This is a genomic window from Sinosporangium siamense, assembly GCF_016863435.1.
Lineage (GTDB): Bacteria > Actinomycetota > Actinomycetes > Streptosporangiales > Streptosporangiaceae > Sinosporangium > Sinosporangium siamense.
Genome location: NZ_BOOW01000011.1, coordinates 77,622 through 91,404, shown reverse-complemented (window position 1 = coordinate 91,404; position 13,783 = coordinate 77,622). Strand labels below are relative to the sequence as shown.

The following is a 13,783-nucleotide window of genomic DNA, read 5'->3' as shown; positions in this document are numbered from 1 at the left end:
CGGAAACACCAAATGGGGCGAATACTTCGCCGGAGTCATCGACGAAGTCCGCGTCTACAACCGCGCACAAACCGCGGCACAGATTCAAACGGACATGAACGCCCCCGTTGTCTCGGTCACCGCCAGGAAGGCTATGACCAAGGCACAGGCGGCGATGGCCGCGGACGACAATAACCCGCAGCCCCCACCGGCGATCTACGAATACGGAAGGATGACGCCGGACGACTGCAAGCGGAATTTCAGTCGCTCCAACCAGCCGGAGGGCTACGCGAGGAATCACTATTCCTGGTGTTCGACCTCACATCTCGACCTCGACCACATGGCCAATCGCGCTTCCCCGGCTATGTCGTTCAGCGCGAAGATCGTCATCATGGCCTACACCTTTAACGGCCTTAACAGCGTTGAGCGCAACAATGGTGGAACCAGCCGGGACGTGTTCGTTGACGTGCACCTCTACGAGGTCACCGGTACCGGTGCGGCGTTTGGGAGAAACCTCACTATCGGCGTCGAACCTGTCGGGAGCGGGTGCGAACACGTCACCTCCTGGGGAGGGTCTCCGACACTCAACTATCGCACCAAGCACATGGGGATCTGGGCGAACTTCGGTTCCGCGAGGTTCCGGCTCAGGTGCCCGGCGAGCAAAGCACCGGAGCTTCGCCACATCAAATGGAGTCCGAGCTTCAGCGAAACAGTCAACAACCTTGAAGACGTGAGCGTCGGCGGCTTCAAGGTCTACGGCTATTCTCCGGACTGGCCCGCTCCGCAGGGCGGATACGGCTACGCCAACTCGCGAGGCGCCAACGAGGGGGCGACCATCGTGAAATGCGACTCCGCTTCCTACATCGTTTCGCAGGGTGGGTGCGTCTTCAACTCTGCTACCCCGATGATGATCTGGAAAATGGGCCAGGGATACAACTCGGCTTACCAGCACTACTGGAAGGCGTGCTACCAGCCAATCGACACGTTCCCGATAAATCTCCATAAGAAGCTGTTGGGCTGCCATCGGCCAGGCGACATGAAGGACAACTATCTTCACCGGGAGGACTCCGAGGCCGCGGAGAGCGCTCACAGCAGAACATGGCGGACCTGCCGCCGGATTTGGGGCAACTACGCACCGAGCGGAAAGGAGTGCGACGAGTATCCGTTCGCCAGCAGCTTCGAACGATCCAACGCCGCGACGAACAACTACTCTCTGTGCCCTATCCCTGCAGCCGAGAACAACCTGGCTGGAAACCTGCTTGAGAAAAGATTCTTCATCAAGGACAGAGTCATTGTCGGCGACAACTACTACAACAAATTCACCACTAGAATCGACGTCCCGCCGACCAAGGAAGCACTCTGTGGGGCTCCGGTGCCATAGTAGTCAACGATCCGATTGATGTGAGGGGCGGCGGCGTCGCACCGCCGCCCCTATCTCGCCTTAACCGCAGAGGAGCCGGAGATGGACGTCGGCAAGGTCGTCGAGTACTACACCGCTCTTCTCGCCCGGCACGAGTGGCTGACGCGCGGTGGGCTCGGCTGGTCGGTCATCCACCGACTCGGCGGGAGCCGGGCGGGCGAACGCGCGGCGGTTGAGGTGTTCGGGTCCTTTCCCGAGTTTCGCGAGGTCGATGTTCGGGAGAGTTATCTGTATCCCACCGTTGAATTATTTGTCGACGAGCACATGGAGGACGGTGTCCTCAGTGTGCTGGACCGCGATGGTTTCCACCAGAACCGCCCTGAATGGCTACGCTGGCTCAGCAGAGACGCTCGACTGTGGCATGTGTCATGGGGAGTTCGCGGCCATGAAAAGCTGATCTACGCGGAGAACGGGCGGCTGCTGGTTCACTATCCGGATTTCTGTACGGACGAGGCCGAGATCTACGGCGACGATCCGACCGCCCTAGGCGACCGTTTGAGCATTCTCACCGGGGCGCCCGGAAACGGAAGGCAGGTCAAGCGTGCCGCGGCCATGGCGCTGGTGGAGGTGGCCGGGGGTGTCCGGCTGCATGAGGACGTGCTGTTCGGGCGGCAACGCGCCCTTCTCGCGGACCGGCTCGTCGAGGACGACCCCGAGCAGGCGTTCTCGCTGCCCCACGTCGACCCTGAGCTTCACCTCCGGCTCACCGCGGCGTCTCAGGAGCAGCGCCGCCGGATGTGCGAACTCGTCGTCGATCGTCTGGCCCAGCGGCACTTCCCCAAGTGGCCTGAGCCGATGCGGGCGGTGGACGCGGCCCTGGCGCATGATGCCGGTACGGTGACCGCGCTCATGAGCGGAATCGTCGAGACCAACATCCGGCTGGGGCGGGAATGGTTTGAGAGGCCGGTCGACGGTCCCCGTGAGGAGAACCGGCTCTGGATGCGCTGGCAGGCCGGGATCTCGGCCAGGCTGGTGATCCGTACCCTCGTCGAGGGAGGGGACGGCTCAGAGGCGCTCATCGCGGCGCGCAAGGCTCTTGGGAAGGGCTGGCCGGAGTTGCGGCGGCAGATCCTGTCGAAGATCCTCACCGGGTAGAGGCGCGGCCGGAGGGGTGACCAGCGGCACGCCTGTGCCGGTTTATAGACAAGCGTGGACCACAGGCGAGCGCGGTCCACAGGCACCCCCGTGTTCGCCCCCAGGCCGCTCCCCGCGCCCGGACGACCAGGCCACACCTACTGGGAAAGCTCCTCCACCGCCGCGCGCACGTCGTCGCTGGTGATCGTGGTCAGCTCGGCCGTGCTCGCGACGTCGCCGACGGCTGCGAGGCGCACGTCGCGGCGCATGGCGGCGCGTTCGAAGAGGGAGCGGGCGAAGCGGCCGTTGCCGAGGCCGTCGATGAGGCGTTCCGCGCACACCCATGTGAAGACCTCGGTGAGGTCACGGGTGGCCGAGGGGTCGAAGCGGTCGCCGGCCTGCTCGGCGAGGGAGATCGCGATCTCGGCCAGCTCGGCCGGGGAGTAGGAGGGGAACCGGATCCGCTGGTTGAACCGGCTCGCGAGGCCCGGATTGGTGGCGATGAAGGAGTCCATCTCGCGCTCGTAACCCGCCAGCACGATGACGAGCCGGTCGCGGTCGTCCTCGGCGCGCTTTAGCAGGGTCTGCACGGATTCGGTGCCGAAGGCGTCGCCGCCGGAGTAGCCCTGGTTGACCAGGCTGTAGGCCTCGTCGATGAACAACACGCCGCCGAGGGCCCGGTCGATCAGCTCGTTGGTCTTGATGGCGGTCGCCCCTAGGTGCTGGCCGACGAGGTCGGCCCGCTGCGCCTCCACGACGTCGGGGCGGGTGAGCAGGCCGAGGGCGGCGAAGACGCGGCCGAGGATTCGGGCCACGGTGGTCTTGCCGGTGCCCGGCGGACCCACGAACACGAAATGCCGGGCCTGGGCGGGTGTCGGCAGCCCCTGTTCCTGGCGCATCTTCGCGACCCTGAGCTGAGCGATGATCGCGTGGACCTGGCGTCTGACGGGTTCGAGCCCGGCCATGCGGTCGAGGTCGGCCAGCGCCTCCTCCAGCGTCGGCGTCGCCCCGCCGCTACGGAAACGCGCGGTCAGCTCGTCGAACGCCTTGCGCAGGTCGGTCGTGCTGGTCGTGACGAGGTCCTCGGTCGTCGGGGTGCCGCCGGCGCCCACCACCCGCACGTCGCGGGCCTGCGCCGCCGCCTCGGCCAGGCTGCGGGCGAAGCGGGCGTTGCCCAGCTCGTCGATGATCGACCTGCGGTGCACGTCGTCGAACATGCCAAGCAGCGCCGGCCGCGCCTCGACCGGCATGCGGTCGCCGCGCCTGCGCTGGATCAGCTCGGTGACGCTGAGCAGCTCCGCCGGGGAGTAGGTCGGGAAGGTGATCCGCGTCGAGAAGCGTGATGCCAGGCCGGGGTTGGAGGACAGGAACGCCGCCGTCTCCCGCTCATAGCCCGCGAGGATGATGATCAGGCGGTTGCGGTCGTCCTCGGCGCGCTTGAGCAGGGTCTGCACGGCCTCGGAGCCGAAGCGGTCGGGCTGGCCGTCGGAGGAGTTGATCAGGCTGTAGGCCTCGTCGATGAACAACACGCCGCCGAGGGCCCGGTCGATCAGCTCGTTGGTCTTGATGGCGGTCGCCCCGAGGAACTCGCCGACAAGGTCGGCCCGCTGCGCCTCCACGACATAGGGCGTCTCCAGCAGCCCGAAGGCATAGAAGATCTTGGCCACCGTGCGTGCCACGCTGGTCTTGCCGGTGCCCGGCGGACCCACGAACACGAAATGCCGCATCGGCGGCTCGGTCGTGTATCCGACCTCCGCGCGCAGGCGTCCCGCCTCGATCGAGGCGGCGATCGAGCGGATCTGCTCTTTGACCGGGGCGAGCCCGACCATGCTCTCCAGCTCGCCGATGGCCTCCTCCAGCGTGATCGGCGGCGGCGCGGCGCCGTCGGGGCCCGTCTGGGCCTTGCCCTGGCCGCCCCGCACCCGGACACGCGCCGACTGCTCCCCCGCCGTCAGAGCGGCCTTGAGGCGCCGCGCCTGCACGAACCGGAAGACGAGCACCCCCGCCGCGGCGGCGCACCCCGCCCACAGCGCCGCCGCCGGAGCCATCGGGGAGAGGCCGAGGGCGACCGCGCCCGTGGCGAGGAGTGCCATCAGGGTGGTGAGCCACGGCGGCACCCAGCGGATGAGATGCGCCACGGCCGCGACGGGCAGGCCGAGCAGCATGAGCGCCAGAGGCACCTGCGAATCCCGTCCGAAAGCGAGCGTGAAGACCGGGAGCAGCAGCCCCCACGCCGCGAGCACGAGCACCGTGGCGGCGGCGCGCGGGAACCGTAAGGTGAGCGCGGCGAAGGCCAGCACCAGCAGAGTGACCGACAGGGCGCTGAAGAAGGGCAGGCCGAGCACCACGGCGACCGTGACGGTGGCACCGCCCGCCCCGACGAAAATGAGCCTCCTCATCGCAGGGGAAAACTCAAAATAACGTCGTCGAATCTGTTCGAACAGATCCCGTGCCGCGGCGTGCCCCGCCGGCCGGGCCCTGTCGGAGTCACGCATCACGCCTCCCCGGTCCGCCCCCGGTTATACCGCACCGAGGCGACGATTAGACGTACTCGACACGCGGCTCTGTCGGTGTGGGAGCGATCCGCACGCACGATTCGCGCAACCCTCACCGACGGGACATGCCATGTCTCGCCGCAAGTTGGGTACGGCATAAGCATGCCCGGCTTGTCCGGGTAAGCAATGAATACCGGAAGGAGACCCCCATACACCCCACGGAGGTCACTTAACGACCAGCACCCCAAATAGGTCAAACCGCCATCAATCGGATGGCGCCATCGAACGGATGGATTGCATCGTGCGAAGAACATTTATCGACATCGCAGCGCTAGCCGCCCGCCTTGGCCTCGGCGGCATCTTCATCACCAACGGCTGGGCCAAGCTCGAAGCCGGGCTCACCAGCACAAGTGCCTCCTTTGAGCAGATCGGCGCCCCCATGCCAGGTGTATGGGCGGCGTCCACGATGCTCGTGGAACTCATCGGCGGCACACTCCTCATCGTCGGCCTGATCGTTCCGCTCGCGGGCCTCATCCTGTTCGCGGAGTACGCGGCCATCTTCTTCCTCTCGGCCGACGAAGTATCCGAATCCCTCGCCACCGGCGGCGTCAACCTCGCCGTGGCCCTCGGCGCCGCGGCGATCCTGCTGGCCGCCCTCGGAGCCGGGCGCATCTCGCTCCACCACCTCGTCTTCCGCGGCCGCTCCGCCGGCACGCCCGAACCGGCCCCCGCCCAACCCGCCCCGGCACAGGCGGCACCCGCGGCTAGCGCGCCGGCCCCGGGCACATCGGCGCCGGGCGCACCGGAGCGACCGGCCGCCACCGTGCCCCCCGGCACGATCCCCCAGCAGGCCGCACGCCCCACGCAGGGCACCCCTCGGGAAGCGGTGCGCATGGACAGGCCCACGGACAAACCCGCCCCGGACGAACCGGCGGAAACCACCAAGCCTCTCAAGCGCCCCGACGACTCCACCCAAACCATGCGCCGGCCGCGCCACGCCGCCCCCGGCGGCCCCGACTCCGGCGACATGCTCGTCGCAGGCGCCCGCAAACAAAAGCGCTAGCCGGTACGGCAGAAGCCCGGCCGCATAACGCCGCGACGTTCGGGCGGTGCCCGCCACCGCCCGAACGCGAGCGTCTCAGCCCGCCACCGCCCGAACGCGAGCGTCTCACCACGAACGGCGCTTCTGCGGGGGTGGCTCTGTATCGCCGGCGGCCACGGTCCGGGCCGGCATGCGTCTTCTGCGACCGGCACCACGAGCGCCACGTGCACCGCGCGCGGTGAGCACGAGCAGCGGACGGACGGGCCCGGCGGGCTCCGCCGTAAACCGTGCTCACCAAACACCGCTCATCAGGCAGTGCTCATCCGGGTGGCGGGGCTAGCGGGATCCTCCGGAGGCGTCGGCGGGGATCGGGACTCGGTCACGGGCGGCGTTGGCGGCGATGCAGGCTTCGCGGGATGCCTCGTCTGCCAGGTTGTGGGCGACGATCCGGCGGAGCATCTCCGTGAAAGTGACTTGCTCCTCGCCGTCCAAGGTGGCGAGGAGCTCGCGTTCGGTGCGTTCGATGGCGGCCTTGGCGCATTCAAGGGTCCGGCGGCCGACGTCGGTGGCGATGATGAGGCGGTTGCGGCGGTCGGTGGGGTCGGGCTGGCGCTCGACCAGGCCGGCCTTTTCGAGTTCGTCGACGAGGTTGACCATGACCGAGCGGTCGACCCCGAGCTGGCGGGCCATCTCGATCTGGTTGCGCGCGCTTTCGTGAACCGCGGCCGAGACCGCCATGTAGCCGCGGTGAGCGGCGGGGAACTCCGCCAGGACACGCTGAGTAGCCGTGATGTACGTGTGGAAAGTCTGGCCCAGAAGCCAGCCGACGTCGGTCTCCAGTCCAGCGGGGAGCGAACACGCCAGCTTGTTTTGCATATCTGCATCGTAACCTATGGCACAGATGATTGATTTGACAGACGACCTCTCGGGCAGACAATCTGCTTATAAGACAGTCTGCTTACTCAATGGAGGCTTGCCATGTCTCGACTTCTGCACATCGACGCCGCCGCGGCCACCACAGGCTCGGTCTCACGTGCCGTGGCGGCGACCTTCCGCAACCACTGGCGCGGAGAGGTGACTTATCGGGATCTCGGCCGCACCCCGGTCCCCCACATCGACGAACACACGATCGCCGCGCGCTACAGCGATCGCGCCGGCCACACCGCCGCCCAGGCGACCGCCCAGTCCGTGCAGGACGAACTCATCGAGGAGATGCTGGCGGCGGACGCGTTCCTGTTCGCCGTGCCGATGTACAACTGGGGTCCGCCCTCGACCTTCAAGGCGTGGCTCGACCAGGTCCTGGTGGGAGGCCGGACCGTCGCCCAGGACCCGAAGAGCGGCCCTCTGGCCGGACGCCCCGCCACGCTCATCGCGAGCCGCGGCGGCGCATACGGCCCCGGTGCCCCCAAGGAGGGCTGGGACTTCGCCGAGCCCTACCTCCGCATGCTTCTGGTAGAGGTCTTCGGCCTCGACCTCACCGTGATCACCCCTGAGTTCACCCTCGCCGACACCAACCCCGCCATGGCGGAGTTCCGCGACCTCGCCGCCGCCTCCCTCGCCGCCGCCCACGAACAAGCCACCCTGAGCGCCCGCCGCCCGGCCCTCCAAACCACCTGAGCAGCCCACGCACGGCACAGGCCCGGCCCACCGGAACCCGGCCACCCCTCGGCGAGCACCACACCGGGGTTCCAAGCCCGAGCGCGACCAACAGACATGGCGGCGAAGCGGGGCCCAACCACTTGGCCACCGCACGTAACAGGGGCACGCCGCGGACCCGCAAGGCCCCCCTTCGCCACCATTGCCCCTGGCCTGCCTCCTCAGCCCCACCCGGCCACGTTGTACGGCACAAGCCCGGCTCACGGCCGGGAACAGTACGGCGAAGCCCACCTCACCACCTCAGGCCCAACCCGGCCACGCCGTACGGCACAAGCCCGGCCCACCCACCGGGAAGGCTGGGGCTCCTTTCCCCCAACCAGGCCACGTGGCACAACCCAGGCCCGCCTCACCGCCTAGGGCGGTACGGCGTCGACGGGGTCTCGTCATCTCTACCGCCGTGCCGTCCGCTATGGGGAGATACGGGCCCGGGCGGGCTCATTTGGCGTTCGTCAGATCCCCATAGCGATCGTGACTGCCCTTGTGCCCGGCGCCGGAGAAACGCTCAGAACGTGGGAGCCGGAAAACCGGACCCGAGCCGACGGAATGCACAGCCGTGGTCAAGTCCGCGGCACCAGGTGAGCCGGCCGGGCTTCGCCGTACGCCGTTGTCACGCCCTCCGGGACAAGGGCTGGTGGGTGGTGCGGGATGGGGGGAGGCGGCCGGAGTCGACGCCGTCGAGGACTCGGCCGGCGGCGCCCAGGGCGGCGGCGTCGTGGCCGAGGGTGGAGGCGGCGACGCGGAGGCCGCCCGCGTCGGGGGCGATGGTGAGGGCGCGGGTCTCGGCGGAGACCACGGGGAGGAGCCAGGGGGCCAGTGGCACGTAGTAGCCGCCGAGGATGACGACTTCGGGGTTGAGCAGGTTGGACAGGATGGCGACGCCGCGGCCGAGGTTGCGGCCGACGCGGGTGAGCCGGGCGAGGGTGGCGGGGTCGCGGCGCTGGGCGCGGCGGACGATCTGGGTGATCTCCGGCTCGATCTCGGCGGGCGTGGTGACCGCCTGGTCGAGGACGGCGCCGATGCCGGCCACGGTTTCGAGGCAGCCGACGCGGCCGCACCTGCAGGTAGGCCCGTCGGGGTCGATCTGCACGTGGCCGATCTCGCCGCCGTAGCCCTGGCCGCCGCGGCGGAGGGTGCCGTCGAGGACGACGCCGGCGCCGACGCCGATCTCGCCGGTGAGGTAGACGAGGTTGCCGGTGCCGCTGTGGGCGCCGAAACGGTATTCGGCGGCGGCGGCGAAGTTGGCGTCGTTCTCCACCTCGATGGGGAAGTCGGGGTCGCGCAGGGCCCGGCGCAGGTCCCCGTAGAGGTCGAGGTCGCGCCAGCCGAGGTTGGGCGCGAGGCGGACGCCGCCGTCGACGTCGACGAGGCCGGGCACGGCGACGGCCAGGCCGAGCACCTGCCGGCCTTCCTTGGACATGCGGTTGACGACGCGGCGGGCGAGGCCGGCGACGGCGGAGACGGCTTCGGCGGCGGGGACGTCCGCGCCGGGGAAGGTGCGCCGCCAGGCGAACAGCCGCTCACCGGCGAGGTCGACGACGACGGCGGTGAGGTAGTCGACGTTGATCTCGATACCGACGGCGGAGAACGGCTGGCCGTCGAGCTCGATCATGGTGGCGGGGCGGCCGACGCGGCTTTCCGAGAAGCCGATCTCGCGCAGCATCCGGCGGTCCATCAGGTCGGCCACGAGGCTGGAGACGGTGGCCTTGTTGAGCCCGGTCATGGAGGCGATGTCGGCACGCGAACATGGGGCGTGCTCGCGGATGAACCTGAGCACCACCGAGAGGTTGGTCGCCCGCACGTCGTTGAAGTCGGCAGGGCGCGGGCCTGTCGAAGAAGTGATCAAAATCAGCCTCGGGTTTGGATGTGGCCAACCACAATCATGCCCCATGGTTGTCACAGCCGCCGGAAGGCACCGGGCCGACGGGCGACCTGACCTCGCCCGCCGGCACCGGCTTCCCCAACAATGCCGACAGAACCAGGTAACGCGCAACCCTACCCACGGGAATCAAGGACATCCGTCGGACTGATTCGGTTCTGTCCGCTACGTGGCCTACGTCGGGAGAAGCGGCGCTACGCCGGGGGGACTGATCGCCCACGGGGGCCATACGGCGCTATACGGGTAAATTTTCATCCTCGTGGGACCGTGCCGCTAGGGCACCTTTTGGGGTCGTCGGCGAGGGGTCGCGCAGGGGCGCACCACGCTGTGCGACGCGAGCGCAGGGAGCGGGGAAGAGTGCGGCGGGACCGGGGCCTCGGCCGGGGCTCCACGGGGAGGCCGGCCGCCGCTTCACCGTAGGTGATTACTCCAGAATATCGCAGAGCCAAACTCACATCGGCTGTGCTTATCGCCACGTACTCCAATGCGTGATTACGGGTACTCAAGAAGTCGCAATCAGTGTCTCACTCCCCGGCGCTGAGCATTGAGCCGGGAGCGCTGTGTTCCAGAAGCATTTCCAGTGCCAGATTCACCGCCTCCCGCGAAAAGCTCCGCACAGTGAGGATTCTTCCATCGCTTTCCAGCTTCAGATGAGACGCGACCAACCCGGCGCGACTTACACCACTCCGTCATCGCGGTGGCGAGGCCGCCCACGGCGACGACGTCGCTCACGAAAACGTGCACCACCTCGGCGAGTCCCACCGCTCCCGCCAGGTCGCCGTAGCGGACGTGCAGCGTCACGTCGGCGGCGCGCAGCACCTCGGGATCCCGGCTTAGCCGGCGATAAAGCGAGATGGACGTCGCCTCCTCATCCCCGCCCTCGACACTGATATGAAGTTCCACCACTGCCTCCCCTTCATATCGATAAACTCGCCTCATCGATAGAGCAAGAGAATCAACACTTTTACGTCCACAAAGCCGGGGCGGATGAGCGGATACGGTTTTCCGATCCCAGCACGTGGCCGCATCATCCGGTGATTTTGAACACGCATCAGCCTCATGCGCTGATTTCAAGCCTAGACGCACACGACACGCCTGATTCCGCCCGCCCCGCGCGTCTTCCGCACGGGGCGGGCGGCGTGCCGGTCAGACCTCGAAGCGCGCGACCCTCCGCAGCTTGTTCTGCGCGTCGAGCGCCGCCACCTTGTATGACTCCGCGAGCGTCGGATAGTTGAACACCGCGTCCACCAGGTAGTCGACGGTGCCGCCGCACCCCATGACCGCCTGCCCGATGTGGAGCAACTCGGTCGCGCCCGTGCCGAAAACGTGCACGCCGAGCAGCGAGTGATCCTCCGGGGAGACGAGCAGCTTCAGCATGCCGTACGTGTCGCCGATGATCTGCCCCCGCGCCGGTTCCCGATATCGGGATCCCCCCACCGCCGCAATGGCGGCCTTCTGCCCACCCGGCCCTGATCCCAGGACAAGGATGTCGAAGTCCCACATAGGCCCCAGTGTGAACGCCGATCACCATCGCGTGAAGGCATCCCTTCCCGCGACGTGGCTCAGGCGGTGGATGCCACATGGTCGACGGCGGCGGAGATCCCCTCCTGGCGGGCGCAGTGGGCGCAGCAGAACCAGCGGCGGTCGGCCTCGACGCCGTGGCCGATGATGCGGCACCCGCAGTGCTCGCAGATGGGCGCCATTTTCGTGATCGCACACTCAAAACAGTCGAAGGTGTGCACAGACCCCTGCGCATGGACTTCGAACGTCATCTCATATTCGTTGCCACATACTTCGCAAGCAGCCATCGTCTCCCCCAAAGGTGTCCTGGGGGGTGCTCTACCCCGGCGGCACCTGCAACGACCTGCCCAGGGAAATCCCTCGACGAGACTTCAGACGATCTTTACAGTGGCCTTACGGCTCGGTCTGTAGTTATCTCATTGGTAACAAAAGCATCACGCCGGGGGGCATAGATGACGAAACTTACGGTAGTCCCGGAGCACCTGCCGGTCCACAAGGTTCGGCACATCCGTTCGGCGGCAGGACATCGTCGTACGGCTGACGCCAAGGTCGTCGACCTGCGCGCCTACACCGGGCGCAATGTGCTCCACTTCCCTAGTAAGCACCGCCCTCATAAACCCCACAAGAACGGCCCCACCCCGGCGGCCTGACACCCCATGCCGCCCGGCCCGAGCGGGGGGCGCGGGCGGGGCGGCGGACGGATGTCAGGCGGCCGGCACCGAGAAATGACAGGCGGCGAGATGCGCGCCGGGGCCGGTGAGCTCCGGTGCGCGCTCGGCGCAGAGGTCCTGCGCCTTATGGCACCGGGTGCGGAAACGACACCCTGAGGGCGGGTTGACCGGGCTCGGCGGGTCTCCGGCGAGCATGATCCGCTCACGGTGCCGGGCCTGCGGCCTCGGGATGGGCGCGGCCGACATCAGCGCCGTGGTGTAGGGATGCGCGGGTGCTCCGTACACCTCGGCCGCCGGTCCGAGCTCGGCCATCCGGCCGAGATACATGACGCCGACACGATGGGAGACGTGCCGCACGACGGCGAGGTCGTGGGCGATGAACACGAGCGCGACGCCGAGGGTGCGCTGGAGGTCGGCGAGGAGGTTCACGACCTGGGCCTGCACCGACATGTCGAGCGCCGACACCGGCTCGTCGCAGACGACCACCTCGGGGTCGGTCGCCAGGGCGCGGGCGATGCCGATGCGCTGGCGCTGGCCGCCGGAGAACTCGTGCGGGAAGCGGTTCATGAGCTCGGGAGCGAGGCCCACGAGTTCGAGGAGCTCGCCCACCCTGGCGCGGCGGGCGCCCCGCCCCGTGGCGAGGTTGTGCACGTCGAGGGGCTCGGCGACGATGTCGAGCACCGTCATGCGGGGATTGAGCGAGGTCAGCGGGTCCTGGAAGACCATCTGCACGCGGCGGCGCACACCCCGCGGGATGGCCCCGCGCCCGCTCGCGAACGGCTCGCCGTGGAAGGTGACCTGGCCGCTGTCGGGGCGTTCGAGACCGACGAGCATGCGGGCGAGGGTGGACTTGCCGCAGCCCGACTCGCCGACGATGCCGAGGGTCTCCCCCGCGTTCAAGGTCAGGCTCACGCCGGCGACGGCGTGCACGCCGCCTCCCCGGCCGAGCAGGCGGTTGCCGTACGTCTTGTGCAGGTCGACTGCCGCGAGCACCGGCTCAGCTGACGGCGGCATGCAGCACCTCCTCGGTGTGGTGGCAGGCGGCGGTGCGGCCCGGGTGGCCGGGGACCGGGGTGAGCAGGGGCAGCCGCTCGGTGCACACGGCGGTGGACCTGGAGCAGCGCGGCGCGAAGGCGCAGCCGCGGCCGACGGCGCCCGGGCGCGGCGGTGTGCCGGGGATCGCGAGGAGCTCTGAGCTGGGGCGCTCCAGGTCGGGGATGGCGGCGAGCAGCGCCTCGGTGTAGGGGTGGGCCGGCCGGTCGTAAAGGTCGTCGACCGGGGAGGTCTCGACGATGCGCCCGGCGTACATGACCGCGATGCGGTCGGCCACCTCGGCGGCGACCCCGAGGTCGTGGGTGATGAGGAGTACGGCGGTGCCGAGCTCTTGGCGCAGCCGGTCGATGAGCCGCAAAATCTGCGCCTGGACGGTGACGTCGAGGGCGGTCGTGGGCTCGTCGGCGATCAGCAGGGCGGGTTCGAGCGCGACCGCCATGGCGATGAGGATGCGCTGGCGCATGCCACCGGAGAACTGGTGGGGATAGTCGCGCACGCGGTCCTTGGCGGCCGGGATGCCGACGAGTTCGAGCAGTTCGAGGGCCCGCTCGCGGGCCTCCCTGCGGGAGGCGCCGCGGTGCACGCGGAACAGCTCGCCGATCTGGTCGCCGACGGTGAGCACGGGGTTGAGCGCGGAGAGCGCGTCCTGGAAGACCATGGTCATCGCGCTGCCGCGCAGGAGCCGGCGCTCCTCGGCCGACATGGCGAGCAGGTCGCGGCCGCCGACCGTGGCGTGCTCCATCTCCACCTCGACGTTGCCGCGGTCGTGCAGACCCATGATCGCGCGAGCGGTCACCGACTTGCCCGATCCGGACTCGCCGAGCAACGCCAGGGTCTCCCCCGGCCTGATCACGAGGTCCACCCCGCGCACGGCGGGCACACTCCCGGTCGACGTGTTGAACGTCACCCGCAGATCGCGGATCTCCAGCGCCGCAGGCGCCCGCCCATCCGCCTCGGCCTCGACGGGCCTGGCCATCGCGCCTCCTCATGACTTCG

13 protein-coding genes are annotated in these 13,783 nt (G+C 68.5%); 5 read left to right on the top strand and 8 right to left on the bottom strand.

The window, feature by feature from the left end; genetic code table 11:
• Both Ssi02_RS09690 and Ssi02_RS09685 read left to right on the top strand, forming a co-directional pair.
• Nucleotides 1–1,360: NucA/NucB deoxyribonuclease domain-containing protein (locus Ssi02_RS09690; protein ID WP_204023828.1), on the top strand; the 1,360-nt coding region annotated here is incomplete at its 5' end.
• Nucleotides 1,361–1,441: 81 nt separating this feature from the next.
• On the top strand, nt 1,442–2,494 hold the full coding sequence (locus tag Ssi02_RS09685; RefSeq protein WP_204023825.1) for a hypothetical protein: 1,053 nt from the start codon (nt 1,442–1,444) through the stop codon (nt 2,492–2,494).
• Nucleotides 2,495–2,631: 137 nt separating this feature from the next.
• Here Ssi02_RS09685 and Ssi02_RS09680 read toward each other — a convergent pair whose 3' ends face one another.
• Nucleotides 2,632–4,968 carry an AAA family ATPase gene (locus Ssi02_RS09680; RefSeq protein WP_204023820.1) on the bottom strand — a complete coding sequence of 779 codons (2,337 nt, stop codon included), beginning with the start codon at nt 4,966–4,968 and terminating at the stop codon, nt 2,632–2,634.
• 301 nt (nt 4,969–5,269) lie between these two features.
• On the opposite strand from Ssi02_RS09680, the gene Ssi02_RS09675 reads away from it, so the two are divergent.
• Nucleotides 5,270–6,031, top strand: coding sequence for a DoxX family protein (locus Ssi02_RS09675; RefSeq protein WP_204023819.1), 762 nt, complete (start codon nt 5,270–5,272; stop codon nt 6,029–6,031).
• A 315-nt stretch (nt 6,032–6,346) separates the two neighbouring features.
• Here the strand turns inward: Ssi02_RS09675 and Ssi02_RS39250 are convergent, their stop codons facing one another.
• Nucleotides 6,347–6,886: a MarR family winged helix-turn-helix transcriptional regulator gene (locus Ssi02_RS39250; protein WP_204023818.1), complete on the bottom strand. Its 540-nt coding sequence runs from the start codon at nt 6,884–6,886 to the stop codon at nt 6,347–6,349.
• 102 nt (nt 6,887–6,988) lie between these two features.
• Between Ssi02_RS39250 and Ssi02_RS09665 the strand changes: the two genes are divergently transcribed.
• On the top strand, nt 6,989–7,627 hold the full coding sequence (locus tag Ssi02_RS09665; RefSeq protein ID WP_204023812.1) for an FMN-dependent NADH-azoreductase: 639 nt from the start codon (nt 6,989–6,991) through the stop codon (nt 7,625–7,627).
• Between the two features lie 646 nt (nt 7,628–8,273).
• Here the strand turns inward: Ssi02_RS09665 and Ssi02_RS09660 are convergent.
• The 4 genes from Ssi02_RS09660 to Ssi02_RS09645 form a co-directional block, all read right to left on the bottom strand.
• The gene (locus Ssi02_RS09660; RefSeq protein ID WP_204023809.1) at nt 8,274–9,509 is read right to left on the bottom strand and encodes an ROK family transcriptional regulator; all 1,236 of its coding nucleotides are present in this window, start codon (nt 9,507–9,509) and stop codon (nt 8,274–8,276) included.
• A 549-nt stretch (nt 9,510–10,058) separates the two neighbouring features.
• Nucleotides 10,059–10,448: an effector-associated constant component EACC1 gene (locus Ssi02_RS09655; protein ID WP_204023805.1), complete on the bottom strand. Its 390-nt coding sequence runs from the start codon at nt 10,446–10,448 to the stop codon at nt 10,059–10,061.
• Between the two features lie 240 nt (nt 10,449–10,688).
• Nucleotides 10,689–11,045 carry an oxidoreductase dimerization domain-containing protein gene (locus Ssi02_RS09650; protein WP_239128754.1) on the bottom strand — a complete coding sequence of 119 codons (357 nt, stop codon included), beginning with the start codon at nt 11,043–11,045 and terminating at the stop codon, nt 10,689–10,691.
• A 59-nt stretch (nt 11,046–11,104) separates the two neighbouring features.
• Nucleotides 11,105–11,350, bottom strand: a complete 246-nt coding sequence (locus tag Ssi02_RS09645) for a metallothionein (protein ID WP_204023803.1) — start codon at nt 11,348–11,350, stop codon at nt 11,105–11,107.
• Between the two features lie 165 nt (nt 11,351–11,515).
• On the opposite strand from Ssi02_RS09645, the gene Ssi02_RS09640 reads away from it, so the two are divergent.
• Nucleotides 11,516–11,713 (top strand): hypothetical protein, encoded by a 198-nt coding sequence (locus tag Ssi02_RS09640; protein WP_204023801.1) that lies wholly within the window; start codon nt 11,516–11,518, stop codon nt 11,711–11,713.
• A gap of 54 nt (nt 11,714–11,767) precedes the next feature.
• On the opposite strand, the gene Ssi02_RS09635 is transcribed toward Ssi02_RS09640, so the two are convergent.
• Complete coding sequence (locus Ssi02_RS09635) at nt 11,768–12,748, bottom strand: ABC transporter ATP-binding protein (RefSeq protein ID WP_204023790.1); 981 nt, start codon at nt 12,746–12,748, stop codon at nt 11,768–11,770.
• Nucleotides 12,732–13,763, bottom strand: a complete 1,032-nt coding sequence (locus Ssi02_RS09630) for an ABC transporter ATP-binding protein (protein WP_204023778.1) — start codon at nt 13,761–13,763, stop codon at nt 12,732–12,734. Before Ssi02_RS09630 ends, Ssi02_RS09635 begins: the two co-directional genes overlap by 17 nt.
• Nucleotides 13,764–13,783: the final 20 nt, after the last annotated feature.